The 25,143-nt window shown below is 68.6% G+C and carries 16 protein-coding genes; 10 read left to right on the top strand and 6 right to left on the bottom strand.

The features are described from left to right. The first annotated feature begins 31 nt into the window (after window positions 1-31). From Q3A80_RS17585 to Q3A80_RS17560, 6 genes are all read left to right on the top strand, one after another. Complete coding sequence (locus Q3A80_RS17585; protein WP_446330193.1) at window positions 32-1,225, top strand: ammonium transporter; 1,194 nt, start codon at window positions 32-34, stop codon at window positions 1,223-1,225. A 198-nt stretch (window positions 1,226-1,423) separates the two neighbouring features. Then, window positions 1,424-3,382 carry a PhoX family protein gene (locus tag Q3A80_RS17580; protein WP_446330192.1) on the top strand — a complete coding sequence of 653 codons (1,959 nt, stop codon included), beginning with the start codon at window positions 1,424-1,426 and terminating at the stop codon, window positions 3,380-3,382. A 610-nt stretch (window positions 3,383-3,992) separates the two neighbouring features. Continuing rightward, entirely contained in the window at window positions 3,993-4,817 is an 825-nt protein-coding gene (locus Q3A80_RS17575; protein WP_446330191.1) for an IclR family transcriptional regulator, read from the top strand. A gap of 244 nt (window positions 4,818-5,061) precedes the next feature. Further along, window positions 5,062-6,435, top strand: a complete 1,374-nt coding sequence (locus Q3A80_RS17570; protein ID WP_446330190.1) for an MdtA/MuxA family multidrug efflux RND transporter periplasmic adaptor subunit — start codon at window positions 5,062-5,064, stop codon at window positions 6,433-6,435. Between the two features lie 15 nt (window positions 6,436-6,450). Further along, the gene (locus tag Q3A80_RS17565; RefSeq protein ID WP_446330189.1) at window positions 6,451-9,570 is read left to right on the top strand and encodes an MdtB/MuxB family multidrug efflux RND transporter permease subunit; all 3,120 of its coding nucleotides are present in this window, start codon (window positions 6,451-6,453) and stop codon (window positions 9,568-9,570) included. 3 nt (window positions 9,571-9,573) lie between these two features. Continuing rightward, window positions 9,574-12,882 (top strand): efflux RND transporter permease subunit, encoded by a 3,309-nt coding sequence (locus tag Q3A80_RS17560; protein ID WP_446330188.1) that lies wholly within the window; start codon window positions 9,574-9,576, stop codon window positions 12,880-12,882. A gap of 66 nt (window positions 12,883-12,948) precedes the next feature. On the opposite strand, the gene Q3A80_RS17555 is transcribed toward Q3A80_RS17560, so the two are convergent. The 4 genes from Q3A80_RS17555 to Q3A80_RS17540 form a co-directional block, all read right to left on the bottom strand. Further along, window positions 12,949-13,911: an AraC family transcriptional regulator gene (locus Q3A80_RS17555; RefSeq protein WP_446330187.1), complete on the bottom strand. Its 963-nt coding sequence runs from the start codon at window positions 13,909-13,911 to the stop codon at window positions 12,949-12,951. A gap of 31 nt (window positions 13,912-13,942) precedes the next feature. Further along, window positions 13,943-15,046, bottom strand: a complete 1,104-nt coding sequence (locus Q3A80_RS17550) for a porin (protein WP_446330186.1) — start codon at window positions 15,044-15,046, stop codon at window positions 13,943-13,945. A gap of 89 nt (window positions 15,047-15,135) precedes the next feature. After that, window positions 15,136-17,331, bottom strand: coding sequence for a molybdopterin cofactor-binding domain-containing protein (locus Q3A80_RS17545; RefSeq protein WP_446330185.1), 2,196 nt, complete (start codon window positions 17,329-17,331; stop codon window positions 15,136-15,138). Continuing rightward, entirely contained in the window at window positions 17,315-17,755 is a 441-nt protein-coding gene (locus Q3A80_RS17540; RefSeq protein WP_446330184.1) for a (2Fe-2S)-binding protein, read from the bottom strand. The genes Q3A80_RS17545 and Q3A80_RS17540 overlap by 17 nt, the downstream gene beginning before the upstream one ends. Window positions 17,756-18,007: 252 nt before the next feature. Here Q3A80_RS17540 and Q3A80_RS17535 point away from each other — a divergent pair, with 252 nt between their 5' ends. Continuing rightward, window positions 18,008-18,391: a VOC family protein gene (locus tag Q3A80_RS17535; protein ID WP_446330183.1), complete on the top strand. Its 384-nt coding sequence runs from the start codon at window positions 18,008-18,010 to the stop codon at window positions 18,389-18,391. 99 nt (window positions 18,392-18,490) lie between these two features. Here the strand turns inward: Q3A80_RS17535 and Q3A80_RS17530 are convergent, their stop codons facing one another. Continuing rightward, on the bottom strand, window positions 18,491-19,993 hold the full coding sequence (locus tag Q3A80_RS17530) for an NYN domain-containing protein (protein ID WP_446330182.1): 1,503 nt from the start codon (window positions 19,991-19,993) through the stop codon (window positions 18,491-18,493). Window positions 19,994-20,253: 260 nt separating this feature from the next. Here Q3A80_RS17530 and Q3A80_RS17525 point away from each other — a divergent pair, with 260 nt between their 5' ends. Continuing rightward, window positions 20,254-20,880 carry an SDR family oxidoreductase gene (locus Q3A80_RS17525; RefSeq protein WP_446330181.1) on the top strand — a complete coding sequence of 209 codons (627 nt, stop codon included), beginning with the start codon at window positions 20,254-20,256 and terminating at the stop codon, window positions 20,878-20,880. Between the two features lie 92 nt (window positions 20,881-20,972). Here the strand turns inward: Q3A80_RS17525 and Q3A80_RS17520 are convergent, their stop codons facing one another. Further along, complete coding sequence (locus Q3A80_RS17520; protein WP_446330180.1) at window positions 20,973-21,524, bottom strand: peroxiredoxin; 552 nt, start codon at window positions 21,522-21,524, stop codon at window positions 20,973-20,975. 282 nt (window positions 21,525-21,806) lie between these two features. Between Q3A80_RS17520 and cdpA the strand changes: the two genes are divergently transcribed. Further along, complete coding sequence (gene cdpA / locus Q3A80_RS17515; protein WP_446330226.1) at window positions 21,807-23,546, top strand: cyclic di-GMP phosphodiesterase CdpA; 1,740 nt, start codon at window positions 21,807-21,809, stop codon at window positions 23,544-23,546. Between the two features lie 28 nt (window positions 23,547-23,574). After that, on the top strand, window positions 23,575-25,107 hold the full coding sequence (locus Q3A80_RS17510) for an HDOD domain-containing protein (protein ID WP_446330179.1): 1,533 nt from the start codon (window positions 23,575-23,577) through the stop codon (window positions 25,105-25,107). Window positions 25,108-25,143 lie beyond the last annotated feature (36 nt).

Below are 25,143 nucleotides of genomic sequence, written 5' to 3'. Positions count from 1 at the left end.
TTGCCCGTTTTTTGCGCAAGGAAGCCACGGCATGGATGGTCTGAAATCCGGCGTCGACACACTGTTCCTGTTGATCGGCGCCGTCATGGTGCTCGCGATGCACGCGGGCTTTGCATTCCTCGAGCTCGGCACGGTCCGCAAGAAGAACCAGGTCAACGCGCTCGTGAAGATCCTGGTCGACTTCTCGGTATCGACGCTGGCGTACTTCTTCATCGGCTACACGATCGCGTACGGCGTCGAGTTCTTCGACGACATCGGCAAGCTGTCGCAGCACAGCGGCTACGCGCTCGTGCGCTTCTTCTTCCTGCTGACGTTCGCGGCGGCCATTCCGGCGATCGTGTCCGGCGGCATCGCGGAACGCGCGAAATTCAATCCGCAGCTCGTCGCGACGCTGATCATCGTCGGCTTCATCTATCCGTTCTTCGAAGGGATCGCGTGGAACGAGCGCTTCGGCGTGCAGGCATGGCTCACGCACGCATTCGGCGCGCCGTTCCACGATTTCGCGGGCTCGGTCGTCGTGCACGCATTCGGCGGCTGGGTCGCGCTGCCGGCCGTGCTGCTGCTCGGCGCGCGCCACGGCCGCTATGCAAAGGATGGCCGGATCGCCGCGCACCCGCCGTCGAACATCCCGTTCCTCGCGCTCGGCGCGTGGGTGCTCGCGGTCGGCTGGTTCGGCTTCAACGTGATGAGCGCGCAGACGCTCGACAAGATCAGCGGCCTCGTCGCGGTGAACTCGCTGATGGCGATGGTCGGCGGCACGCTTGCCGCGTGGATGGCCGGCCGCAACGATCCGGGCTTCACGTACAACGGACCGCTCGCGGGTCTCGTCGCCGTGTGCGCGGGCTCCGACGTGATGCACCCGATCGGTGCGCTCGTCACCGGCGCGGCGGCCGGCGCGGTGTTCGTCGCGATGTTCACCTGCGTGCAGAACAAGTGGCGCATCGACGACGTGCTCGGCGTGTGGCCGCTGCACGGGATGTGCGGCGCGCTCGGCGGCGTCGCGGCCGGCGTGTTCGGCCAGCCCGCGCTGGGCGGCCTCGGCGGCGTGTCGTTCGTGTCGCAGCTGATCGGCACGCTCGGCGGCATCGTCATCGCGACCGCGGGCGGCACGCTGGTGTACGGCGCGCTGAAGGCGACCGTCGGCCTGCGCCTCGATCGCGAAGCCGAATTCGACGGCGCCGACCTGTCGATCCACCGGATCTCGGCGACGCCCGAACGCGATTGAGCCTCGTCGCTGCGTGACGCGGGCACCCGGGCGGGAGCCCGCGTCACGTCGCCCGGCACATCATTACGTTTTCAATTCAAAAAACTTTCATCCAGCATCCCTACACTTCGATCCAGTTTTCAACTTGCCTTCGCGAAGCTTGCCGATCGCCTGCTTGTCGCGAAGGCCATTCTTCCAACATCTGAAACTGGACTCCACATGCCCGCGTTGCCCAATGCTTCCCGTCGCCAGGCCCTGAAGATCCTTGCCGGCGCGCCCATGCTGCCCCTCTCCGGCCTCGCGCTGCCGGCCCTGCTGACGGGCTGCGGCGGCGACGATGCGACCGCAGTCACGACACCCGCCGCCGCCTACACGTCGGCGGCGTTCTCCGCGATGGCCGCGCCGACGCTCGACAACGCGGCCGCGATGGCCACGACGACGGTCGGCTCGACGCTGTCGGTGTCGTTCTCGGACGGCTCGTCGCGCAACTTCAAGCTCGCGTATCGGCCGTTCTTCGTGACGGGCGACATGGTGCCGGACGGCAACGGCGGCACGATCCTCGCGGGCGGCTACTACGACATCAACAACCAGCCGATCATCGACCGTTCGGTCGCGGGCAAGGAGCGCCAGTTCTATTCGGACTGCCCGGACGGCAGCTCGCTGCTGACGCTGAAGAACGCGAACGTGCCCGGCGTGAAGGGCAACACGGTGTTCGCGGTCGTACAGTTCGAATACACGACGCGCGACCAGGCGAGCGCATCGCAGTACGGCCAGCTGCCGTCGCCGATTGCGGTGATCACGCTCGACCAGGATCCGTCGAACGGCGCGCTGAAGGTCGTCAAGTACCACAACGTCGACACGTCGAAGGCGCACGGCCTGTGGATCACGTGCGGCGCGAGCCTGTCGCCGTGGGGCACGCACCTGTCGAGCGAGGAATACGAGCCGGACGCGACGAAGGCCGCGACCGACGCGCAGTTCAAGGCATTCAGCAAGAACACGTTCGGCGACGAGACGAAGGCGAACCCCTACCACTACGGCCACCTGCCCGAGATCACGGTGAACCCGGACGGCACCGGCACGGTGAAGAAGCACTACTGCCTCGGCCGCATCTCGCACGAGCTGATCCAGGTGATGCCGGACCAGCGCACCGTGATGATGGGCGACGACGCGACCAACGGCGGCCTGTTCATGTTCGTCGCCGACAAGGCGGCCGACCTGTCGGCCGGCACGCTGTACGTCGCGAAGTGGACGCAGACGTCGTCCGCCGGCGCCGGCAGCGCGACGCTCACGTGGCTGAAAATCGGCCACGCGACGAGCAGCGAGATCGAGACGCTCGCGAACACGCTGAAGGCGTCGGACATCATGGACCTGACGACGACCGACCCGAACGACGCGAGCTACACGAAGATCCACTTCGGCGGCAAGTTCAACTGGATCCGCGTGAAGCCGGGGATGGAAAAGGCGGCCGCGTTCCTCGAGACGCACCGCTATGCGGCGCTGATCGGCGGCAGCATGGCGTTCACGAAGCTCGAAGGCACGACGGTCGACGCGAAGGACAAGATCGTCTACACGGCGATGTCGCGGATCGAGACGTCGATGGTCAAGGGCAACGCGGTGTCGCGCGACGTCGCGGTGGACAAGAAGATCGCCGCGGGCGCCGTCTATGCGCTGAACCTGAAGGGCGGCCAGCGCGACACGTCGGGCGCCGCGATCGACAGCGAGTGGGTACCGGTCGACATGAGCGCGCCGGCCGCGCTCGTCGGCGAGGACCTCGCCGCGGCCGATGCGCTCGGCAACCTCGCGAACCCGGACAAGATCGCGAACCCCGACAACCTGAAGTTCTCGGAGAAGCTGCGCACGCTCTTCATCGGCGAAGACTCGGGCATGCACGTGAACAACTTCCTGTGGGCATACAACGTCGACACGAAGTCGCTCGCGCGCGTGCTGTCGTGCCCGGCCGGCGCCGAATCGACGGGCCTGCACGCGGTCGACGAAATCAACGGCTGGACCTATGTGATGAGCAACTTCCAGCACGCGGGCGACTGGGAATCGCCGCTGCACGACAAGGTCAAGCCGACGCTCGATCCGCTCGTGCGCGCGAACTACAAGGACCGCTTCGGCGCAAGCGTCGGCTACCTGACCGCCGAGCCGACCAGCATCAAGCTCGCGAAGGCCTGAGCGCGGCGCACGACGGGGACGCGCCGCCCGGGCGCGCCCGTCGCATGGCGCCGCCGGCCGGGCATCCGCTCTTCATCACGTTTCATTCGTCGGCGCTCCACGCCGTTCATGCGCGATGCCCGTCCGGGCGTCGCGCTTTTTTTGCGCGTGTGCGTTTCGCGCGCGCCGGCGGCACGCATGCACGCATGCGCACGCCCGGCCAAACGGGCTGTTTTCGGCGATCGGGGATAATACGGGCCTGACGCGTCCGGGCGGACGGGCAAAAAAAAAGCGCCACGGAGACCGTGGCGCTAAAAAAGTTCTAGCCATTCCGAGGGCCGTGCTAGAACCTGAGAGACTGCGCGAAACACCGTTGCCGGTTAAACTCCTGAAACGATGTTTCGAAAACGTGAGACATTCTTTCCGTTTCCGCCCGACAAGTCAAGCGGTATTTGCACCGGTTTCTGCACTTTCCGGCAATGCAGCTTTGAGCGTTTTCCTAATAAACCAAGGGTGAACCCGTAAAATCCCATGCGATGAACGATTCACCCATGGAACATGCATCTTTTGACAATCATCGTACGATACCAACAAAATTGAAATCGAGTTTCGGAAATAGAGAGAATCCCTCGTGTCGACACCTGTAACGCCTCCCGCGCCCCGAGACCGCGAATCGTCGCCCGACGAGATCACCGCGCTGGCGCGCGGCCTCGCCGTGCTGCGTCGCATCGCGGCCGCCGACGCCCCGGTCAGCAACCGCGAGCTGACCGAACTGACGGGCATCCCGAAGCCGACCGTGTCGCGCATCACCGCGACGCTCGTGAGCGCGGGCTTCCTGTTCCAGCTGCCCGACAGCGAGCGCTTCGTGCTGACCGCATCGGTGCTGGAACTGAGCCATGGCTTCCTGCGCAACTTCGACATCCGCGCACGCTCGCGGCCGTTCATGATCGAACTCGCCGAGCGTACGTCGCTGTCGGTGCACCTCGCGGTGCGCGACCGGCTCGACATGGTCGCGATCGACGTGATCCGCCCGCGCTCGGCCGTGCTGGTCACACGCCTCGAGATCGGTTCGCGGATGGACATCGCACGCACGGCGGTCGGCCGCGCGTATCTCGCGGCGCTGGAGGACGACGAGCGCCGCACGCTGCTCGACGCGCTGCGCGCGACGGCAGGCGACGACTGGCCGCACGTGTCGGCACGGCTGAACCCGGCGCTCGACGATGCGATGCGCGACGGTCACGCGATCGCGGTCGGCGAATGGCGCGAAGGGCTGAACGCGGTCGCCGCCGGCTTCATCGGCCCGTCCGGCCAGCGCTATTCGGTGAACTGCGGCGGCGCGTCGAGCCAGTGCCCGCCCGAATGGCTGCAAGAGCACGTGGTGCCCGCGCTGCGCGAATGCATCGCGAAGATCACCCGCGAGATCGGCGGCGCGCCCGCGCGCCGCAGCGCCGCGTAATCGTTTCGTCATCGTCCCGTCGCGTTCTGTAACGACCGTAACCCGTTGAAAGATAGACCGCTGGACTGTAACGGGGACGGGACGTAGGATCATGCCCATCGTCGCGCCGCATTCGCGGTGCGCACCGCTCTTTCCCGCGCGAACCGGAAGGGCCCGGACCGAGCCGGCCCTTTCGCACCGCCTATCCACGCGCCGCTCCACGCCCGTTTCCCGGCACGCCGCGCCGTCTTCCTGACAGAACACGATGGACAACCAACAAAAGCCCACGCCCCCTTCGAACGACCCTGCTTCGCCCGCCCCGCGCCGATCGCGTCGCACGCTCGCGCTCGGCACGCTCGCGGTCGTCGTCATCGGCGGCCTGCTGTGGTGGCATCCGTGGAACCGTACGCCGGCCGGCGCGCCGGCGGCGGGCAGCGCGGCATCGGCCGCGAACGCCGGCGGCGGCCATCGCGGCCGCGGCGGCCCCGCGGCGATGGCGAACGTGCCGCAGCCCGTGTCGGTCGCGACCGCGACGCGAGGCGAGATGCCGATCGTGCTGTCCGCGCTCGGCACCGTGACGCCGCTCGCGAGCGTGACGGTCAAGACGCAGCTGTCGGGCTACCTGCAGTCGGTCGCGTTCCAGGAAGGCCAGATCGTCAAGAAAGGCGACCTGCTCGCGCAGATCGACCCGCGTCCGTACCAGGTCGCGCTCGCGAACGCCGAAGGCACGCACGCGCGCGACGCGGCGCTGCTAGCGACCGCCCGCATCGACCTGAAGCGCTACCAGACGCTGCTGTCGCAGGACTCGATCGCGTCGCAGACGGTCGACACGCAGGCGTCGCTCGTCAAGCAATACGAAGGCACGGTGAAGACCGACCAGGCGGCGATCGATTCCGCGAAGCTGAATCTCGCGTACGCGCGCATCACGGCGCCGGTGTCGGGCCGCGTCGGCCTGCGCCAGGTCGACCCCGGCAACTACGTGACGCCGGGCGACACGAACGGCATCGTCGTGATCACGCAGCTGCAGCCGATGAGCGTGATCTTCACGACGTCGGAAGACAACCTGCCGCAGATCGTCAAGCAGGTGAACGCGGGCCAGAAGCTGTCGGTCACCGCATACAACCGCAACAACACCGTGCCGCTCGAAACCGGTTCGCTCGAAACGCTCGACAACCAGATCGACACCAGCACCGGCACGATCAAGCTGCGCGCGACGTTCGCCAACAAGGACGGGCTGCTGTTCCCGAATCAGTTCGTGAACACGCGGCTGCTCGTCGACGTGATGCGCGATGCGACGATCGTGCCGACGGCCGCGGTGCTGACCGGCTCGATCGGCCAGTTCGTGTACATCGTGAAGCCCGACAACACGGTGACGGTGCGCAAGGTCAAGGTCGGCCCGGTCGACGGCGAGCGCACGAGCATCCTCAGCGGCGTCGCGCTCGGCGAGCGCGTGGTCACCGACGGCTCCGACCGGCTGCGCGAAGGCTCGAAGATCTCGATCCCGGCCGACAAGCCGAACGGCGCATCGGGCGCCCGCGGCGCCGGCGCCTCGGCTGCGTCGGGTGCCTCGGGCACGGCCGGCCATCGCGGCGGACACAAGCACGGCGCGTCGCAGGCCGCGGCCTCCGCGGCCCAGTAACGCGCGGGCCGCTCGATGAATCCATCCCGTCTCTTCATTCTCCGGCCAGTCGGCACCGCGCTGCTGATGGCGGCGATCATGCTGGCCGGTCTCGTCGCACTGCGCTTCCTGCCGCTCGCCGCGCTGCCCGAGGTCGATTACCCGACGATCCAGGTCCAGACCTTCTATCCGGGCGCGAGCCCCGAGGTGATGACGTCGGCCGTCACCGCGCCGCTCGAGCGGCAGTTCGGGCAGATGCCGTCGCTGAACCAGATGTCGTCGCAAAGCTCGGCCGGCGCGTCGGTGATCACGCTGCAGTTCTCGCTCGACCTGCCGCTCGACATCGCCGAACAGGAAGTGCAGGCCGCGATCAACGCGGCGGGCAACCTGCTGCCGTCGGACCTGCCGGCCCCGCCGATCTACGCGAAGGTGAACCCGGCCGACGCGCCGGTGCTGACGCTCGCGATCACGTCGAAGACGCTGCCGCTCACGCAGGTGCAGGACCTGACCGACACGCGCCTCGCGATGAAGATCTCGCAGATCGCGGGCGTCGGCCTCGTCAGCCTGTCGGGCGGCAACCGGCCGGCCGTGCGGATCCAGGCGAACCCGACCGCGCTCGCGCAGTACGGGATGAACCTCGACGACCTGCGCACGACGATCTCGAACCTGAACGTGAACACGCCGAAGGGCAACTTCGACGGCCCGACGCGCGCGTACACGATCAACGCGAACGACCAGCTCACGAGCGCCGACCAGTACAACGACGCGGTCGTCGCCTACAAGAGCGGCCGGCCGGTGATGCTGACCGACGTCGCGAAGGTGGTCGCCGGCTCGGAGAACACCAAGCTCGGCGCGTGGGTCAATTCCGAGCCCGCGATCATCCTGAACGTGCAGCGCCAGCCGGGCGCGAACGTGATCGCGACCGTCGACGCGATCAAGGCGCAGCTGCCGAAGCTGCAGGAGACGCTGCCCGCCGCGCTCGACGTGCAGATCGTCACCGACCGCACGACGATGATCCGCGCGGCCGTGCGCGACGTGCAGTTCGAGCTGCTGCTCGCGGTCGCGCTGGTCGTGCTGGTGATGTACCTGTTCCTCGCGAACGTCTACGCGACGATCATCCCGAGCCTGTCGGTGCCGCTGTCGCTGATCGGCACGCTCGCGGTGATGTACATGGCCGGCTTCTCGCTGAACAACCTGTCGCTGATGGCGCTCACCATCGCGACCGGCTTCGTCGTCGACGATGCGATCGTGATGATCGAGAACATCGCGCGCTACGTCGAGGAAGGCGACACGGGCCTCGAGGCCGCGCTGAAGGGGTCCAGGCAGATCGGCTTCACGATCATCTCGCTGACGGTGTCGCTGATCGCGGTGCTGATCCCGCTGCTGTTCATGGGCGACGTGGTCGGCCGCCTGTTCCACGAATTCGCGATCACGCTCGCGGTGACGATCGTGATCTCGGCGATCGTGTCGCTCACGCTCGTGCCGATGATGTGCGCAAAGCTGCTGCGCCATTCGCCGCCGCCCGAGAGCCACCGCTTCGAGGCGCGCGTGCATCGCGCGATCGACCGGGTGATCGCGCGCTACGCGGTCGCGCTCGAATGGGTGCTGAACCGCCAGCGCTCGACGCTCGTCGTCGCGCTGCTGACGCTCGCGCTGACCGCCCTGCTCTACGTGTTCGTGCCGAAGGGCTTCTTCCCCGCGCAGGACACCGGCGTGATCCAGGCGATCACGCAGGCGCCGCAGTCGATCTCGTACGGCGCGATGGCCGAACGCCAGCAGGCGCTCGCGACCGAGATCCTGAAGGATCCGAACGTCGACAGCCTCACGTCGTTCATCGGCGTCGACGGCAGCAACATCACGCTGAACAGCGGCCGGATGCTGATCAACCTGAAGGCGCGCGACGCGCGCTCGGAGTCGGCCGCGCAGATCATCCGCGACCTGCAGCAGCGCGTCGCGAGCGTGACCGGCATCACGCTGTTCATGCAGTCGGTGCAGGATCTGACGATCGACTCGACCGTGAGCCCGACGCAGTACCAGTTCATGCTGACGAGCCCGAATCCGGACGAGTTCGCGACCTGGGTGCCGAAGCTCGTCGCGCGGCTGCAGAAGGAGCCGTCGCTCGCCGACGTCGCGACCGATCTGCAGAGCAACGGCCAGTCGGTCTACATCGAAATCGACCGCGCGAGCGCCGCGCGTTTCGGCATCACGCCGGCGACCGTCGACAACGCGCTGTACGACGCGTTCGGCCAGCGCATCGTATCGACCATCTTCACGCAGTCGAACCAGTACCGCGTGATTCTCGAGTCGGAGCCGAAGGAGCAGCATTACGCCGAATCGCTGAACGACATCTACCTGCCGTCCGCCGGCGGCGGCCAGGTGCCGCTGTCGTCGATCGCGTCGTTCCACGAACGACCGTCGCCGCTGCTGGTCGCGCACCTGTCGCAGTTCCCGTCGACGACGATCTCGTTCAACCTCGCGCCGGGCGCGTCGCTCGGCGAGGCCGTGAAGGCGATCGGCGCGGCCGAGAAGGACATCGGCCTGCCCGGCTCGTTCCAGACGCGCTTCCAGGGCGCGGCGCTCGCGTTCCAGGCGTCGCTGTCGAACCAGCTGTTCCTGATCCTCGCGGCGGTCGTCACGATGTACATCGTGCTCGGCGTGCTGTACGAGAGCTACATCCATCCGATCACGATCCTGTCGACGCTGCCGTCGGCCGGCGTCGGCGCGCTGCTCGCGCTGATGATCACCGGACACGATCTCGACATCATCGGGATCATCGGGATCGTGCTGCTGATCGGCATCGTGAAGAAGAACGCGATCATGATGATCGACTTCGCGCTCGAGGCCGAGCGCGTCGAAGGCAAGCCGCCGCGCGAGGCGATCTACCAGGCGTGCCTGCTGCGCTTCCGGCCGATCCTGATGACGACGCTCGCTGCGCTGCTCGGCGCGGTGCCGCTGATCGTCGGCGCGGGCGCCGGTTCCGAGCTGCGCCAGCCGCTCGGGATCGCGATCGCGGGCGGCCTGATCGTGTCGCAGGTGCTGACGCTGTTCACGACGCCGGTGATCTATCTCGGCTTCGACCGTCTCGCGCGCCGCGTGCGCGGCTGGTTCGAGCGGCACGGCCCGGGCGCCGACGCCGGCAAGCACACGGGTGCGTAAGCGATGAACCTGTCGCGCCCCTTCATCACCCGCCCCGTCGCGACGACGCTGCTCGCGCTCGGCGTCGCGCTCGCGGGCCTGTTCGCGTTCATCAAGCTGCCGGTGTCGCCGCTGCCGCAGGTCGACTTCCCGACCATCTCGGTGCAGGCGTCGCTGCCCGGCGCGAGCCCGGAGACCGTCGCGACCAGCGTGACGAGCCCGCTCGAACGGCATCTCGGGTCGATCGCCGACGTCAGCGAAATGACGTCGACCAGCACCGTCGGCAACGCGCGGATCATCCTGCAGTTCGGGCTGAACCGCGACATCGACGGCGCCGCACGCGACGTGCAGGCCGCGATCAATGCGGCGCGCGCCGACCTGCCGGCATCGCTGAAGAGCAACCCGACGTACCGCAAGGTGAACCCGGCCGATTCGCCGATCATGATCGTGTCGCTCACGTCGGAAACGTCGTCGCCGGCGAAGCTGTACGACGCCGCGTCGACGGTGCTGCAGCAGTCGCTGTCGCAGATCGACGGGATCGGCCAGGTCACGGTCAGCGGGTCCGCGAATCCGGCCGTGCGCGTCGAGCTCGAACCGCATGCGCTGTTCCACTACGGGATCGGCCTCGAGGACGTGCGCGCGGCGCTCGCGTCCGCCAACGCGAACAGCCCGAAGGGCGCGATCGAGTTCGGCCCGAAGCACTACCAGCTCTATACGAACGACCAGGCGTCGAAGGCGTCGCAGTACAGCGACCTGGTCGTCGCGTACCGCAACGGCGCGGCCGTGCGGCTGTCCGACCTGTCGGAAGTCGTCGACGGCGTCGAGGATCTGCGCAACCTCGGCTTGTCGAACGGCAAGCGCGCGGTGCTCGTGATCCTCTACCGCTCGCCCGGCGCGAACATCATCGAGACGATCGACCGCGTGCGCGCGGCGCTGCCGCAGCTCACCGCATCGCTGCCGGCCGACATCACGGTCACGCCGGTGCTCGACCGCTCGACGACCATCCGCGCGTCGCTGAAGGACACCGAGCACACGCTGCTGATCGCGGTCAGCCTGGTCGTGATGGTCGTGTTCCTGTTCCTGCGCAACTGGCGCGCGACGCTGATTCCGAGCGTCGCGGTGCCGATCTCGATCGTCGGCACGTTCGGCGCGATGTACCTGCTCGGCTTCTCGATCGACAACCTGTCGCTGATGGCGCTGATCGTCGCGACCGGCTTCGTCGTCGACGATGCGATCGTCGTGCTCGAGAACATCACGCGCCACATCGAGAACGGCAAGCCGCGGCTGCAGGCCGCGTTCGACGGCGCACGCGAAGTCGGCTTCACGGTGCTGTCGATGAGCATCTCGCTCGTCGCGGTGTTCCTGCCGATCCTGCTGATGGGCGGCATCGTCGGGCGGCTGTTCCGCGAGTTCGCGCTGACGCTGTCGCTCGCGATCGGCGTGTCGCTCGCGGTGTCGCTGACCGTCACGCCGATGATGTGCGCGCGGCTGCTGCGCGAGCCGCACGACGTGCACGAGGAAGGCCGCTTCGGCCGCTTCCTCGAGCGCTTCTTCACGCGGATGCAGCGCGGCTACGAACGCTCGCTGTCGTGGGCGCTGCGCCGGCCGCTGCTGGTCCTGCTGATCCTGTTCGCGACGATCGGGCTGAACATCTACCTGTACATCATCGTGCCGAAGGGCTTCTTCCCGCAGCAGGACACCGGGCTGATGATCGGCGGCATCCAGGCCGACCAGTCGACGTCGTTCCAGGCGATGAAACTGAAGTTCTCCGAGATGATGCGGATCGTGCAGTCCAATCCGAACGTGAAGAGCGTCGCGGGTTTCACCGGCGGCACGCAGACCAACTCCGGCTTCATGTTCGTCACGCTGAAGGACCGCACCGAGCGCAAGCTGTCGGCCGACCAGGTGATCCAGCAGCTGCGCAAGCCGCTGTCGGACGTCGCGGGTGCGCGCACGTTTCTGCAGGCCGCGCAGGACATCCGCGTCGGCGGCCGGCAGAGCAGCGCGCAGTACCAGTTCACGCTGCTCGGCGATTCGAGCGCCGAGCTGTACAAGTGGGGGCCGCTGTTGACGGAAGCGCTGCAGAAGCGCCCCGAGCTGACCGACGTGAACTCCGACCAGCAGCAAGGCGGCCTCGAGGCGATGGTGACGATCGACCGCGCGACTGCCGCGCGGCTCGGCATCAAGCCCGCGCAGATCGACAACACGCTGTACGACGCGTTCGGCCAGCGCCAGGTCTCGACGATCTACAACCCGCTGAACCAGTACCACGTCGTGATGGAAGTCGCGCCCAAGTACTGGCAAAGCCCCGAGATGCTGAACCAGGTGTGGATCAGCACGTCGGGCGGCAGCGCGAACGGGTCGCAGACGACCAACGCGGCGGCCGGCACCTTCGTCGCGACGGCGGCCGGCACGTCGAGCGCCGGCACGGCCGCCACGAGCGCCGCGGCCATCGCGTCCGACTCCGCGCGCAACCAGGCGCTGAACTCGATCGCGTCGAGCGGCAAGTCGAGCGCGTCGTCCGGCGCGGCCGTGTCGACGTCGAAGTCGACGATGATCCCGCTGTCCGCGATCGCGACCTTCGGCCCGAGCACGACGCCGCTGTCGGTGAACCACCAGGGCCTGTTCGTCGCGACGACGATCTCGTTCAACCTGCCGCCCGGCGTGTCGCTGTCGCAGGCGACGCAGGTGATCTACCAGACGATGGCGCAGATCGGCGTGCCGCCGACGATCGTCGGCAGCTTCCAGGGCACCGCGCAGGCGTTCCAGCAGTCGCTGAACAACCAGCCGATCCTGATCCTCGCGGCGCTGCTGGCCGTCTACATCGTGCTCGGGATCCTGTACGAGAGCTACATCCATCCGGTCACGATCCTGTCGACGCTGCCGTCGGCCGGCGTCGGCGCGCTGCTCGCGCTGCTGCTGTTCAAGACCGAGTTCAGCATCATCGCGCTGATCGGCGTGATCCTGCTGATCGGTATCGTGAAGAAGAACGCGATCATGATGGTCGACTTCGCGATCGACCAGACGCGCAACGGCCACAAGTCGTCCTTCGACGCGATCCACGAGGCGTGTCTGCTGCGCTTCCGGCCGATCATGATGACGACGATGGCGGCGCTGCTCGGCGCGCTGCCGCTCGCGTTCGGCCATGGCGACGGCGCCGAGCTGCGCGCACCGCTCGGGATCGCGATCGCCGGCGGCCTGATCATGTCGCAGGTGCTGACGCTCTATACGACGCCGGTCGTGTATCTGTACATGGACCGGCTGCGCGTGTGGAGCGAGAAGCGCCGCAACCGCCGCGGCAATTCGGGCGGGCCGGCGGTGGCGGGCGAGTAAGCGGCCGCCATGCATTGAGCGGCGGGGCCTTCGGTACCGCCCCGCCGCCGGCATCGCGCTGCGCGGTCACCCATGCCGCGCGAGGTCGTACAGATCCTGTGCGTTGCGCGCGTAGCGGCGCGGCGCCATCCCCGACCAGCGATGGAACGCGCGCGCGAACGCCTTCTCCGATGTATAGCCGACGCGCTCGGCAATCTCGATCAGCCGCAGCCGGCCGCGCGCGAGTTCGCCGCTCGCCAGATACATCCGGTAGGCCGTCAGGTGACCGATCGGCGTCTCGCCGACCAGTTCCGCGAACCGCGCGCAAAAACGCGAACGTGACATGCCGGCCTCGGCCGCAAGGCTCGGCAGCTGCCAGTTGCGCCGCGGATCGCGGTGCATCAGCGCCATCGCGCGGCCGATCTGCGCATCGGTCAGCCCGCGCAGCCAGCCTGTGTGATTCGCCGACGACTGCAGGTGCGCGCGCAACAGCTGCACGAACAGCACGTCGGCCAGGCGCGTCGCGGCGACCGCCCAGCCGGGCTGGCACGCCATCGATTCCTCGATGAAGCTCTGCAGCGTGCTCGCGAGCCACGGCGCGACGGCCGCGTCGTTCGCGCGCACGTGGATCAGCGGCGGCAACACGGAGAACAGCGGGCTGCGCACGATGTCGCGATAGACGACGATCCCGGTATAGAGGTCGCTCGTCGCGCCGCCGCCGCCCGCGACGAATTCGAGCGGCGTGTCGAAGCGCGGCCGGATGCCCTTGTCCGCCATCAGCGTGTCGAACGGCACCGGCGGCTCGTCGAGCGACGACGCCATCACGTGCTCGTCGCCGTGCGGCAGCAGCACGAAGTCGCCGGGTTCGACGTGCACGGGTGCCGCACCGGCGACCGACAGGAAGAACGGGCTGCCCGCGCAGGTGCGAAACGGCGCGCCCGCGACGGCCGGCTTGCGGATCGCCCACGGCGCGCTCAGCGTGAAGCGCCCGGTGACGACCGCATCGGCCCGCAGGCCGGTCAGCACGTCGCTGAGAAGATCGGTCGTCATCGTCGCAGTCTCCGTGGTGCGCGCCGCAGGCTCAGAAGCGCTGCTGGAGGCCCGCCATCACGCCGGCCTGGTTCCGGCCGGCGCCGACGGTGCCGCCGGCTGCCACCGCCGACGTGCCGAGCGCGCTGTTCGTCATGTAGCCGACGGACGTATAGACCATCGTACGCTTGGACAGGCTGTAATTGGCGCGCGCGACGAACAGATTCGAGTCGTAGCGGCCGCGCAGCAGGTAGCGCAACGCCTGTGCGTCGAATGATAGCGCCGGCGTCGCGTAGACCGTGCCGCCCGCGAAGAACAGGTCCGACTGGCTGTGCACGGCGGCCGCCGTGTTGCGGCGGATCCAGCCCGCGCCGAGCTTCGCGATGCCGAACTTCACGTACGCGTCGACGATCGTGCGCGTGTCCGTGTAGCCGGGGCTCGACAGCGGCGCCGACGCGCCCGTGCCGCCGTGCATCACGTCATACGAAGCGGCCGCGCCGAACTGCGGCGCGTCGTACGCGACCATCATCGTGTACTGGCGGCATGCGACCGGGTCGCCCGCGACGTTGCCCGCGCAATTCGTCGCGGACGGGCCGGCCGGCCCCGCGCCGTCGCGCCCGGTGCTGTAGGTGCCGCCGAGCGTCAGGCCGCCGAAGCGGCCGAGGTAGCCGGCCGCGTTGTCGCTGCGCGCGTTCGGCAGGTAGCTGTCGAAGCTCGCCATCGAATGGATCGACGGGCCGATCACATCGGCCTCGAGCAGCACCCGCATCGACATGTTCATCTGCCGCCCGAGCGTGAGCGTGCCGTACGGCGACTCGATGCCGACGTTCGCCTGCCGGCCGAAGAGCCGGCCGCCATAGTTCAGTGCGCCCGAGTTCAGCGCGAAGCCGTTCTCGAGCACGAAGAACGCGCGATAGCCGCCGCCGAGATCCTCGACGCCGCGCAAGCCGAAGCGCGACGGCACTTCGCCGGTCAGCGACGGCATGCCGACGACCGACCCGCCGCCCGCCGCGTGGTTGTAGTACTGCACGCCGGTATCGACGATTCCGTACAGCGTCACGCTGCTCTGCGCATGCGCGCCCGGCGCGGCGGCAGTGGCGGCAGTGGCGGCGGCCGCGAAAGATACGGCCGTCGCGGCCGTGCGGAAGGCTTTCATGAGTGTCTCCAGACCTATCGTGTAGTTGTGCTTGATATCGGCCGGCGACGCATCGCGCGCCGTCGGCCCTGGCGGGAACGGCGAAAAGCTCAGGTCGCGAGCGGCGTCGGGAACGGCATCGAGCGCGGCCGCTCGCCGGTCGCGCGCCAGATCGCGTCGGCGACGGCCGGCGCGACGGGCGGCAACGCGACTTCGCCGCAACCTTGCGGATCGCGATCGCTGTCGACGATCACCACGTCGATCCTCGGCATCGCGGCAAGGCCCAGCAGCGGGTAGTCGGCGAAATTGCGCTGCACGACCGCGCCGTGCTCGAACGTGATCTCGCTCCGGAACGTATTGGTCAGCGCGAAGCCGACGCCGCCTTCGACCATCTCGCGAATCAGCAGCGGATTGATCGCACGGCCGCAGTCGATCCCGCACACGATCCGCTCGAGCTTCACGTTGCCGCCCGTCACGCGCACCTCGGCGATCGTCGCGACGTACGTGCTGAACGCGCCGCCCCGCCCGGTGTACAGCGAATACGCGACCCCGCGCGACACGCCGGCCGGCGCGCGGCCGAACCAGTTCGCGCGGGCGGCCGTCGCGTCGAGCACGCGCAACGCGAGCGCATCGTGCTTCAGCAATGCGCGCCGGTATTGCACGGGATCGGCGCGCACGGTGTGCGCGAGCTCGTTCACGAAGCTCTCGAGGAAGAACACCGTCGACGTGCTGCCGACGCTGCGCATGAAGCTGACCGGAATCGGCTGCATCACCGTGACCGAGTCGACGAGCAGGTTCGGCACCTCGTAGCTCAGGTCGTACAGGCCGTCGAGCATCGTCTCGTCCCAGCCGCCGGCCTTCTCGTAACGGTCGCGCTTGATCGCCGCGTACAGCGAATGGCCGGCGACGCGCGCATGCAGCGCGACCGGCAGCCCGTCGCTGCCGAGCGCCGCGCGAAACCGCGCGGACGCGCACGGGCGGTAGAAGCCGTGACGGAGATCGTCCTCGCGCGAGCGGATCACCTTCACCGGCCGCCCGAGCGCGTTCGACGCGACGGCCGCATGCACGACGAAATCGGGCACGTACTTGCGGCCGAAGCTGCCGCCGAGAAACGTCGTGTTGACGATGACCTTGTCGGCCGGCACGCCGAACAGCGCCGACAGCGTCCAGCGCACCTTGTCCTGCCCCTGGATCGGCCCCCACACTTCGATCTCGCCCGCCCGCACGTGCACGGTCGCGTTGACCGGCTCCATCGTCGCGTGGACGATGTACGGCGTGTGGTAATCGGCTTCGACGACCGTGCCCGCCTCCGCAAGACGGCGCGCGGGCTCGCCGATCCGCGTGGCGACCACCGCATGTTCGGCCTGCAGCGCGCCCTTGCGCTGTGCGAGGATCGTCGCGCTGTCGAACGGCGGCGTCGTGCCCGCATCCCATACGACGTCCGCCGCGTCGCACGCCTTCTTCGCCTGCCAGTAGCTGTTGGCGACCACGATCACCGCATCCTTCGCGAGTACGACGTCCGCGACGCCCGGCATCGCGCACAACGCGTCGCGGTTCTTCACGGCCGTCGGCCGGCCGTTCAGCGTCGGCGCCATCGTAAGCGCGCCGACCAGCATGCCCGGCACCTGCACGTCGATGCCGAAGATCGCGCTGCCGTCGACCTTCGCGGGCACGTCGAGCTTGTGCAGCGGACGACCGATCAGCGTGTGCGCGGACGCCGGCTTCATGCGCGGCTGCGGGTCGGGCGGCAGCTGCGCGGCCGCGTCGACGAGCGCGCCGTACGACAGCGAGCGGCCGCTCGGTGGATGGATCACGCGGCCGTCGCGCGTCACGCACTGCGTGTCGCGCACGCCGAGCCGCGCGGCACCGGCGCGCAGGAACGCCGAGCGCGCCTGCGCGCCGGCGACGCGCAGCCGCGTGTAGAACATCGTCGCCGACATCGATGCGCCGACGAACTGCTGCGGCGCCTCGTTCGCGGCGTCGATCCGGTACGCGTCGCGCCCGGTGACGAATTCGACCGTCACGCTGCGCCAGTCGGCATCCATCTCGTCGGCGAGCACCTGCGGCAGCCCGGTGTACACGCCCTGCCCGACTTCCGCCTGCGACAGGCCGATGATCGTCCGGCCGTCGGCGTCCACGCGCACCCAGTCGTTGATCTCGCGAAAGCGCGTGCCGTCGCCGGCCGCATGCACGACCTCGCCGTACGCGAGCGGCAGCAGCAGGCTGCCCGCCAGCGCGACGCCGCCCTTCAGGAACCCGCGCCGCGCTGCATCCGGCGCCCGCACCGCGTCAGCCGGCCGCGACATGGATCGCCTCGCGGATGCGTTGATAGGTCGCGCAGCGGCACAGGTTCGTGACGGCCTGGTCGATCTGCGCGTCGGTCGGCTTGCGGTGTTGCGCGAGCAGCGCGGCGGTCGCCATCACCATGCCCGACTGGCAGTAGCCGCACTGCGGCACGTCCTTCTCGATCCACGCGCGCTGCACCGGGTGCGAGCGGTCGCGCGACAGCCCCTCGATCGTCGTGACGGTGCGGCCCGCGACGCTCGCCGCCGGCAGCACGCACGAGCGCGCGGCCTCGCCGTCGAGATGCACGGTGCAGGCGCCGCACGCGCCGATGCCGCAGCCGTATTTGGTGCCGGTGAGCCGGGCCGCGTCGCGAATGACCCACAGCAGCGGCGTGTCGGGATCGCCGTCGAAATCGAACGGCCGGCCGTTCAGCGTGAAGCGCATCGTCTGTCTCCCTGTTGCGCATCGCCGGTTCGTCATCCGGCGGATGACGGCGATGGTTGACAGAGATTCTTCGCGGCGCAAAAAGCCGCGCCAATGACCTTTGTTCCCGAAAAAGTAGCCGATCGTCCAGATCGTTTCAGCCGACGATTCGCGCTCGACGGCTGCGTGCGCCGCCTCGCGTGCTTGCGCGCCCGCGGCGATGGACTATCGTATGTCGATGCCCACCGTTGCACACCGTGCCGGGAACCCGCCATGAACGTCCAGCTGAACCATACGATCGTCTGGTGCCGCGACAAGCGCGCGTCGAGCCGTTTTCTCACCGAGCTTCTGGAACTGCCGGCGCCGACGCCGTTCGGCGCGATGCTGGTCGTCCAGCTCGACAACGGCGTGTCGCTCGATTTCTACGAGAAAGAGGGAGAAATCGCGGCGCAGCACTACGCTTTCCTGATCGACGAGGCCGGCTTCGATCGCGTGCATGCACGCATTCGCGAGCGCGGGCTCCCGCACTGGGCCGATCCGGCGAAGCGGCAGCCCGGTGAAATCTACCGTCACAACGGCGGACGCGGCGTGTACTTCGACGATCCGGACGGCCACTTCCTCGAAGTGATGACGCAGCCGTACGTGCTGAACGGGTGACGGAGTGCGCCGGCCGGCGCGGCACCGGCCGACGTGAAGACGTGATCGTGCGACGACGGGGCGGCGCCGTTGGCCGGGCGCCGCCCCGTCCGGCCGCCGTTACTCGGCAGCCGCTGCCGTCTTGCGCGGACGACGCGCGCGCGGCGCCGTCTTGCGGGCCGGCTTCTTCGGCTTGGCCACGGTTGCCGGTTCGCCCGCTGCTTCACCGGCCGGCTCGGCAGCCGCTGCAGGCGGTGCGGCGTCCGGCGACGCCTGCGCAGCCGCAGCCGATGCACCGTACTCGCCGGCCGCAGGCGCCGCGCGCTCGGCCGCAGTGTGCCGGTCGTCACCGTGTGCCGCAGCGCGATGCGTCGCTTCGGCGTGCTTGCCTTCCGCATGCGGGTCGCCGCCGTGCGCGGTCTCGTCCGGCTTGACCGCCGCCTGACGGCCGGCACCCTTCGCGTCACCGCCCTTCTTCGCGCCGGCCTTCTTCGCCGCGCTCTTGCGTGCGCGCTTGCGGCCGTCCTTCGCTTCACCGTGCGTATCGACCGCTTCGACCGCTTCGACCGCATCGGCCGCGTCCGCCATGGCTGCCGGCACGGCCGGCACTTCGCTCGCGACGTCGCCGGCGATGGCCTCTTCCACGTCGGCCTGCACGCTTTCGTGCGCGGCCGCTGGCGCCCGCTTTCCGCGATGGCGCGATTCGCGCTCCGCCGGCGCCGGCTCCGCATGGCGCCCGCCGTGACCGTGCTGCGCGCCGCCCGTATCGCGAGCGGCGATCATCGGTTCGAGCGAAGCCGACTGCCGCGGCCGCGACACGAACGCGCCCGACTTGTCGTCGCGCCCCACTTCGAGCAGGCCGCGCGCCTGCGCTTCGTCGAGCAGGTTGCCGAATGCGCGGAAACCGTAATACGACTCGTTGAAGTCGGGCTTGCGGCGCTTGATCGCGCTCTTGAGCACCGACGCCCAGATCTTGCCGACGTCGTCGCGCTCGGACGCCAGTGCGTCGAACGTCTCGACCGCGAGCGCGATCGCTTCGCTGCGCCGCACCTCGAGCTCCGGCTTGCGCGACGGTTCGTCGGCGCGCTTCGCGCCGCCGTTGCCCGTACGCTGCTGCTGTTCGCGCTTCGCGAGCGCACGCTGCTGCTCGCGCACCAGGTCGTCGTAGAAAATGAATTCGTCGCAGTTCGCGACCAGCAGGTCCGACGTCGACTTCTTCACGCCGACGCCGATCACCTTCTTCGCGTTCTCGCGCAGCTTCGACACGAGCGGCGAAAAATCCGAGTCGCCGCTGATGATCACGAATGTATCGACGTGCGACTTCGTGTAGCAGAGATCGAGCGCATCGACGACGAGCCGGATGTCGGCGGAATTCTTGCCCGACTGGCGCACGTGCGGAATCTCGATCAGCTCGAAGCTCGCCTCGTGCATCGACGCCTTGAAGCCCTTGTAACGCTCCCAGTCGCAATAGGCCTTCTTCACGACGATGCTGCCCTTCAGCAGCAGCCGCTCCAGCACGGGCTTGATGTCGAATTTCTCGTACTTCGCGTCGCGCACGCCGAGCGCGACGTTCTCGAAGTCGCAGAACACGGCCATGCTGACGTTGTCCAGGGGTAATGCCATGTGTACTCCAACCGGTTGGCCGCCGCGTTGTATTGCGTAGCGGCGAAAAATGCATCGCGCACATGATAGCCGGTCGGCGGGTCGATCCCGCAATCGGCGCGCGCGACGATGCGGCCGACGGGGCGCCGCACCCGCGCCGATGACCGCGCGGCGGTGCCGCCCCAATTACGCGCGCGCCGCCGGCCCAAATCGACATACACTTGAGTATCGGTCGTCCGTCCCTATCTGGATGGATGACGCATCGAGCAAGGAGCGGTTTCATGACGACGAAGGTACTGCTGATTGGCGCGACCGGCCGCACGGGCCAGGCCTGCGCGGATCTGCTGCTCAAGCAGCCGGAATTCGAGGTCACGGCGCTGGTGCGCCGGCACGGCTACGCGCTGCCGGGCGCGAAGGTCGTCGAGGCCGACCTGACGGGCGATTTCTCGCACGCGTTCCAGGGCATCACGCACGTGATCTACGCGGCCGGCTCTGCCGAATCGGAAGGCGCCACGCAGGAAGAGCAGATCGATCGCGACGCGGTCGCGCGCGCGGCCGAGCATGCGCTGGCCTACAACGTGCAGAAGCTGGTCGTGATCAGTTCGCTGACCGCGTACTGGCCGGAGCGCAGCGACGGGCTGCGCCATTACTCGCAGATGAAGCGCGAAGGCGACGACCGCGTGATCGCGTCGGGCATCGACTACGTGATCCTGCGCCCCGGCCCGCTTGCGGACGGCCCGGGCGTCGGCAAGATCGCGCTGACCGAGGAGCCGCTCGACGCGCCGCCGCCGGTGTCGCGCCAGGACGTCGCATGGGCCGCGATCGAGGCGATCAAGCTCGGCATTTCGCGCAAGGTCATCGGCTTCGTCGGCGGCAGCGTGCCGATCGAGCAGGCGTTGCGCGCGTAACCGAAGGCCCGCGCCGCCGCCGCGGCGGCGCGCTTCGTCGTGCCGGCGGCCCGCGATGCGGGCCGCTTTACTGTGGGCTTACTGCGCGCCGCTCACTGCTTCGGATGCGTGTCGGCCCACGCCTTCACCGCAGCGAGCGTGTTCTCGACGTGCTTGTCCGGCGACAGGCTCGTGTATTCGTACAGCACCTTCCCTTCCGGCGAGATCACATACGACACGCGGTTCGCGCGATCAACCGCGGGCAGCTTCGCGTCGTATTCGCGGATGATCTTCGCATCCGGATCGGCCGCGACCGGGAACTTGCTGCGGCACTCGCTCACCGAGAACTTCGTCAGCGTGTCGATGTTGTCGGCCGATACGCCGATCACCGTCGCGCCGTAAGCCTTGTAACGATCGACCGCATCCGCGAACGCATGCGCCTCGATCGTGCAGCCCTTCGTGAATGCCGCCGGGTAGAAGTACAGCACGACCGGCCCGTGCTTCAGCGCGTCGGCGAGCGAGTACGTGTAAGTCTTGCCGCCGAGCGACGCCTGCGTCGTGAAATCGGGCGCCGCATCGCCGGGCTTCAGTTGCGCCTGTGCAACCAGCGCATGACCGGCGACCAGCAGCGCCGCCGCGGCGCCTACCCATAGTTTTCGCTTCATCTGCGTCCTCATTTCTTATAAAGTCAGCCCGATGTAGGCCAAGCCGGCGTTCGCCAGTCGAACGCCGGGATGCACGCCCCGGCCCGGCAGCCGCGCGCTGCGCGGCCGGCCGGCCGGTTAAAGATTCCGCGCGGGCTGCCGTTAATCCTTCCGGACAACCGGTTCCAGCCCTAATCGTCAGCGAGAAACATGGAAGCCAACAGGAAACAGACGCCACGCAAGGGCTCCTGGCGCAGCGCCTTGCATACGCTGCGCCGCTTCGCCTGGTCGGGCGGCGCGCTGATGCCTGCGCGCGCCGGCGCGCCGCGCCGCGACGACACCGTGCGGAACTGGCTGGAACAGACGGTCGGCACGGTGGACTTCCTCGCCCATGTCGACCGCGAACTGCGCTTCCTGTACGTGTCCGATGCGAGCCTGCGCTTCATCGGCTACCACCGCGACTACCTGCACACGCTGACGCTGCGCGACCTGATCGCCGAACAGGATACCGCGGCGCTCGAAGGCCTGCTTGCACGCGCCGCACGCTCGGGCCAGGTCGAGAAGGCGACGCTGTGCATCGTGAAGTCGCTCACCTATCCGCTCGACGTCGAGATCCGCGCGTTCAAGAGCCGCCATCACGGCGTCGACGGCTTCGCGATCGCCGCATTCGACGTGTCGGCATGGCGCGCGCTCGAGGCGCGGCTCACGTACGAGATGCACCACGATCCGATGACGGGGCTCGACAACCTATCGGCGCTCGTGCCCGCGCTGATGCGCGCGCAGCAGGCCGCCGATGAAACCGGCACCTGCGCGGCGCTGCTGCTGCTCGACCTCGACGACTACCAGCGCATCAACCGCGCGCTCGGCTACGACGCCGGCGACGCGCTGCTGCGCCAGACCGCGCAGCGGCTGCAGGCGCTCGTCGCGCCCGACGAGCAGCTCGCGCGCGTCGCGAGCGACAAGTTCGCGATCGTGTTCACCGCGCCCGACCGCGCACGCGCGAGCGACGCCGCGGATGCGCTCGCGCGCCGGCTGCAGGCCGCGGTGCGCGAACCTTACGTGTACCAGGGGCAGACCGTCCACCTGTCCGCGAGCATCGGCATCGCACTGTATCCGGACGAACGCGCGGCGCCGCACCGTGCGCAGCATCACAGCCCGCTGCTGCGCCGCGCCGACCATGCGCTCGCGCAGGCGAAGGCGTCGGGCGGCAATGCGCTCGCGTTTCATGCGCCCGTCGACGATCCGGCCGACGCCGAGCGGCTCAAGCTCGAGGCCGACCTGTACGACGGCGTGCGCAACGGCGAGTTCTCGCTGCACTTCCAGCCGATCACGCGCAGCCAGTCGGGCGCGGTGGTCGGCGTCGAGGCGCTGATCCGCTGGCGCCATCCGGTGCACGGCCTCGTGCCGCCGGCGACCTTCATTCCGCTCGCCGAATCGATCGGCCTGATCAACTACCTCGGCAACTGGGTGCTCAAGGCCGCGTGCATGCAGCTCGTCGCATGGGACCGCCAGGGGCTCGCGCTGCAGTACGTGGCGGTCAACGTGTCGCCGCAGCAGTTCCGCGACCCGCGCTTCACGCAGAGCGTGCGCGAGGCGATCGCGCTGACCGGTCTCGACCCGCGCCGCATCGTGCTCGAAATCACCGAAAGCCTGCTGATGCACGATCCCGCGCAGGCCAAGGGGCTACTCGAGGAACTGACCGAGCTCGGCATCCGCTTCGCGATCGACGATTTCGGCACCGGCTATTCGAGCCTCGCCTATCTGCAGCGCTTCCCGCTCGCGAAACTGAAGATCGACCGCAGCTTCGTCGAGAACCTGCTGACGTCGCGCAACGACCGCGCGATCGTGTCGGCCGTGGTCGGCCTCGCGCAGACGCTCGATCTCGAGCTCGTCGCGGAAGGCGTCGAAACGGAAGCACAACGCGAACTGCTGACCGAAATGGGCTGCAACCACATCCAGGGCTGGCTCGTCTGCCAGGCACTGCCGTCCGAAGAGCTCGCACGGCGCTTCGAGGCGCAGCAGCTGCGCCTGCACGCCGCCTGACGCCGCACGGCGAACCGGACGAATCCGTATGTCAATCACCGCACACCTGCCCCGCACGGCGCTGCTCGACAAGCTGTGGGCCCGGATGAACGAACGGGGCGACTTCCCGCTGCTGTCGGAATCGCTGCGCGCGACGATGGCCGCGATGAAGAACGACGATCTCGACTTCACCGCGCTCGTGCGCGTCGTGCTGTCGGATTTCGCGCTCACGCAGAAAGTGCTGCGGCTCGCGAACTCCGCGATGTACATGGCGTTCGGCGGCAACATCACGACCGTCACACGCGCACTGATGGTGCTCGGGATGGACACCGTCGGCCATCTGGTCGTCGGGCTGAAGCTCGTCGATCACTTCCACCACAGCACGCCGCGCCGCATCGACGCGAAGCTCGAGCTGAACCGCGCGCTGCTGTCCGGCTGCGTCGCGCGCAAGCTGACCGAGCATGCGGAGCTGCGCGGCGGCGAGGAAGCCGTCGTCTGCACGCTGATGCGCCAGGTCGGCAAGCTGCTCGTCGTCTGCTACCTCGACAGCGAATGGGACCGGATCCGCCGCCGCGCCGCCGAGCTGGACGGCGACGATGCGGCCGCGTGCGTCGACGTGCTGGGCGTCGGCTTCGACCAGATCGGCCTCGAGGCCGCCGCGAGCTGGCGGCTGCCCGACGTGATCCGCGCCGGGATGTCCGACGGCGACGGCCGCGCCGCGCGCGCTGACGTCGCCGACGCAGCGGACGAGGACGACGACGATCGCGACGACTGCCCGCGCCCCCATGACGCGTGCGCCGACGACAGCGCCGAGCGCGTGCGCTGGCTGCGCGCGGTGAGCCGCTGCTCGACCGATGTGGCCGGCGCGCTCGCGATGCCGGCGAGCCCGCAGCGCGACGCGCGCATCGCGGCGCTCGCGCAGCACTACGGCGCCGAGCTGGAGATCGAGTCCGACGCGCTCGTCGAAATCGCCGAGCGGCTCGCGCGCGAGGAAGCGAGCGACACCGTGATGCGCGAGATCGTCGAGCTGCGCGCGAACGCGGACGCGATCGCACGCGCGCAGGCCGAACCGGAGGCGTGCCTCGAAGCCGGCCTTGCCGACCTGCGCGCGCTGCCGTCCGAGCACGTACTGACGCCGGTGCTCGCGCTCGCATCCGAGAGCCTGCTCGCCGGTCTCGCGTTCACACGCACCGTGATGTTCGTGCGCCGTGGCGACGGCACGTTCGCCGCGCGGCTCGGCTTCGGGCCGGACGTCGACGCGGCGCTCGAGCGGCTCGCGTTCGACGAGCGCTTCGAGCCGGACGTGTTCCATCTCGCGATCACGAACTCGGTCGGCATCTTCATCGAGCAGGCGCAGGAACCGAAGATGGTGAAGCGGTTGCCCGCGTGGTACCTCGATGCGCTGCCCGACACGCGTGCGTTCGTGCTGCTGCCGGTGCGGGTCGGCGCGACGACCGTCGCGCTGCTGTACGGCGACTGGGCCGGCGCGCAGCCCGCGCGCAAGATCACGCAGCAGGAGATGAGCGTGCTCAACGAGCTCGCGCGCGAACTGGGACGGTTCTTCCCCGCGCAGCCGGCGTGATGCGCGCGGCGGCCCGTCCGCCGGCCCGCGCACGCA

Source organism: Burkholderia sp. SR8 (assembly GCF_052851275.1).
Note: the sequence above shows the minus strand (reverse complement) of the source record. Positions and strands in the feature narration are given on the sequence as shown.

Bases quoted from the DNA above. Each gene is read 5' to 3' on its own strand.
- Q3A80_RS17585 (WP_446330193.1), top strand. From the start codon at position 32: ATGGATGGTCTGAAATCCGGCGTCGACACACTGTTCCTGTTGATCGGC.
- Q3A80_RS17580 (WP_446330192.1), top strand. From the start codon at position 1,424: ATGCCCGCGTTGCCCAATGCTTCCCGTCGCCAGGCCCTGAAGATCCTT.
- Q3A80_RS17570 (WP_446330190.1), top strand. From the start codon at position 5,062: ATGGACAACCAACAAAAGCCCACGCCCCCTTCGAACGACCCTGCTTCG.
- Q3A80_RS17565 (WP_446330189.1), top strand. From the start codon at position 6,451: ATGAATCCATCCCGTCTCTTCATTCTCCGGCCAGTCGGCACCGCGCTG.
- Q3A80_RS17560 (WP_446330188.1), top strand. From the start codon at position 9,574: ATGAACCTGTCGCGCCCCTTCATCACCCGCCCCGTCGCGACGACGCTG.
- Q3A80_RS17555 (WP_446330187.1), bottom strand. From the start codon at position 13,911: ATGACGACCGATCTTCTCAGCGACGTGCTGACCGGCCTGCGGGCCGAT.
- Q3A80_RS17550 (WP_446330186.1), bottom strand. From the start codon at position 15,046: ATGAAAGCCTTCCGCACGGCCGCGACGGCCGTATCTTTCGCGGCCGCC.
- Q3A80_RS17545 (WP_446330185.1), bottom strand. From the start codon at position 17,331: ATGTCGCGGCCGGCTGACGCGGTGCGGGCGCCGGATGCAGCGCGGCGC.
- Q3A80_RS17540 (WP_446330184.1), bottom strand. From the start codon at position 17,755: ATGCGCTTCACGCTGAACGGCCGGCCGTTCGATTTCGACGGCGATCCC.
- Q3A80_RS17535 (WP_446330183.1), top strand. From the start codon at position 18,008: ATGAACGTCCAGCTGAACCATACGATCGTCTGGTGCCGCGACAAGCGC.
- Q3A80_RS17530 (WP_446330182.1), bottom strand. From the start codon at position 19,993: ATGGCATTACCCCTGGACAACGTCAGCATGGCCGTGTTCTGCGACTTC.
- Q3A80_RS17525 (WP_446330181.1), top strand. From the start codon at position 20,254: ATGACGACGAAGGTACTGCTGATTGGCGCGACCGGCCGCACGGGCCAG.
- Q3A80_RS17520 (WP_446330180.1), bottom strand. From the start codon at position 21,524: ATGAAGCGAAAACTATGGGTAGGCGCCGCGGCGGCGCTGCTGGTCGCC.
- cdpA (WP_446330226.1), top strand. From the start codon at position 21,807: ATGCCTGCGCGCGCCGGCGCGCCGCGCCGCGACGACACCGTGCGGAAC.
- Q3A80_RS17510 (WP_446330179.1), top strand. From the start codon at position 23,575: ATGTCAATCACCGCACACCTGCCCCGCACGGCGCTGCTCGACAAGCTG.